Source organism: Arminella tubonensis, from assembly GCF_003240585.1.
Taxonomy (GTDB): domain Bacteria; phylum Pseudomonadota; class Alphaproteobacteria; order Rhizobiales; family Rhizobiaceae; genus Rhizobium; species Rhizobium tubonense.
On record NZ_PCDP01000008.1, the window covers coordinates 1 to 2,349 of the forward strand.

Consider the following 2,349-nt stretch of genomic DNA (forward strand, 5'->3'; position numbering starts at 1 on the left):
AAAGCCGTCGAAGTCATCGCGCAATGGAATTCCTGATGTCATCCGCAAACCTCAGTTTGCGATATTGATTCAGAACTCAACTGATTTGGAAACCTCAAAAAGAGTCAGAGATCGCTCACGCTGGTATCACATATCACATAGGCGAGATGACGGCGGGAGAGCCGACCGCGGGGGCTTGTTGTGAAACGAACATTTTTGTCCTCCAAGTTACATCTTTTCCTTGCTCGTGGTACGCTAAATGCATACCATAAGAACAGGTCAGGAACGGGTCTCCCTATGGCGAATGTCGAGAAAATAACGATCGCACTCACTCCGGAGATGGCGGGCTTCGTTCGCAGCGCCGTGGATGCTGGCGAGTATGCGTCAACCAGTGAGGCGATCCGTGACGCAGTGCGCGAATGGAAAGAGCGGCGCGATCTGCTCGGCTACACCGTCGAGGAGCTGCGCGAGCTGGTACAGGAGGGCATCGACAGCGGGCCGAGTCCACGCGCCTCGATGGACGATGTGAAGGCGGAAGCTCGCCGCCGGTTTGACGCTTCCCGGCGTGACGCTTGATCGTGCTGCCGATTATCCGCACAGATCGCGCCGACGAAGACTTAATCAACATCTGGGCCGCGATCGCGGCCGACAACCCGAACGCCGCCGACCGCGTACTCGACGCCATCGAGGCCCGCTGGCAGCAGTTGGCCCAGCACCCATATTCCGGAATGGTACGTGACGACCTCGCGCCAAACATACGGAATCTGGTCGCCGGCCAATATCTGACCCTATATCGAGTCAACGACGAATGCGTCGAGATCATCCGCGTCCTGCATGGTCGTCGGAAGATCAGTCGCGATATTGTAACGTAGGAAGTTGGAGGGATCGTTATACCGACTTCCCTCAACGACACCTTCTCCCGGCTTGCCACCCGCGATAACCGGCGCAGCGAAGCGGAGCTACAGGCCGACGTGCGTCAATTCATTCTCGACGCGCCATTCGAGCTTGAAGAGGACGACTTATCCCTCGTTCAGCTTGAGTCGCAGTTAGGTGACCGTCGGCGGATTGACGTGGAAGTCGGGGCAACCGTCATCGAGGTGAAGCGCGATCTTCGCTCTGAACGTATAAGACGATGAGAAACTCGCGGATTCCGCCTTCCCACGTCCTAATGTCCGCAAGAAGCTCCTGAAAGCCCTCGACGCCATCAGCCGTCAGGCCTTTCGTACGTTGCCGGAAGCGGTGAAAGAGCCGATGGTTGCCATTGTCGTAATCCTTTTCGGTGTTGGGGCCGCGTCCATCGCGGCCTCGATGGCAGTCGATAGGACCGGAGACGATCGGCCCGCACCTGAAAGGCCGCAACGAAGTGGAGGACGGCCAAAGGAGAGGCTTTCTTGTCTCGCGAAGAATCGGCGCTTGCGGTCAAGGGAAGAAAACGATCCGGCCGTTGCGGATGCCGATCGAGCCGGGTATCGCGAGGCGGTCTTTGGTCAGACATGCTCCATCGAGACCGCAGTGGACGTGCCAGCTGGCGGATCAAGGGGAACGGCAATGGCATCATCTGGTGGTGACCAATGGGAATGGGTGCATAGCGCCCACAAGCCCGGATCGAATGGTCGGAGCCTACGACTGCATGTGGGAGATTGCCGGCAACGGTGCATTGTACCTCCTCGCGTAGTTGATGGCGGCGCCGGGCCTTGATGACCTTAGCTCGACTTTGTACAAAATTGCCTGCAGGTTCCCCAGTTTTTTGCAGCGCTCGTGTGCCGCATTCGAACCAGCTTGAGTTGCTCCTGCCCAAGTTAATTCCGGAGCAATCAGGTCGGGGTGAATCAATTGGCCGCAGTCGGTCGACCTTGCCTCTTTTGTGTCTTCGGATTCGAACCGATGGATGACCGTTGATAAGAAGAATTGCGTCGGACCGGGTGACCCCGTTCCACACATCCTTGGGAATTGGCTGTCGCCGTTTCGGCCTTGGTTCAGCGCACCCAGTTGGGACCATCTGCTGGTTCTGGTGATGGGCGCGGTTCTATGTCCCGGCAAGCGTAGAGTGACAGCCTGCCTGCGGATCACCGGCCGGGCGGAAGCTGCCAATTTCTCGCTCTACCATCAGTTCCTCAATCGAGCCCGCTGGGACCCGCGCACGTTGGCGGCACGCCTGCTGTCTATCGTCGTCGCCAGCCTCCTGCCCGATGGTCCCATTGTGATCGGCATGGACGACACCATCGAACGTCGATGGGGACTAACAGGCTGTTGAAGAAGTCTCTGGTTTGGCCTTCAGCACGGCCTCATCGCCGTTGTGGTACGCGAAAGTGATCTCGATCGCGTCATCGTCGAGCAATTCGGCATGACCGTCGCCCGAGACCTCGTCCA

General features: G+C 58.2%; 3 protein-coding genes. All 3 read left to right on the forward strand.

What is annotated here, in order from left to right; all coding sequences use genetic code 11:
• Positions 1-276: 276 nt before the first annotated feature.
• The 3 genes from CPY51_RS05615 to CPY51_RS05630 all read left to right on the forward strand — a co-directional run bounded on the left by CPY51_RS05615 (position 277) and on the right by CPY51_RS05630 (position 2,233).
• Positions 277-555 carry a type II toxin-antitoxin system ParD family antitoxin gene (locus CPY51_RS05615; RefSeq protein ID WP_111159218.1) on the forward strand — a complete coding sequence of 93 codons (279 nt, stop codon included), beginning with the start codon at positions 277-279 and terminating at the stop codon, positions 553-555.
• Between the two features lie 2 nt (positions 556-557).
• Positions 558-851, forward strand: coding sequence for a type II toxin-antitoxin system RelE/ParE family toxin (locus tag CPY51_RS05620; RefSeq protein ID WP_195909433.1), 294 nt, complete (start codon positions 558-560; stop codon positions 849-851).
• A gap of 1,016 nt (positions 852-1,867) precedes the next feature.
• Entirely contained in the window at positions 1,868-2,233 is a 366-nt protein-coding gene (locus CPY51_RS05630; protein ID WP_244598467.1) for a transposase, read from the forward strand.
• The last annotated feature ends 116 nt before the right edge of the window (positions 2,234-2,349 follow it).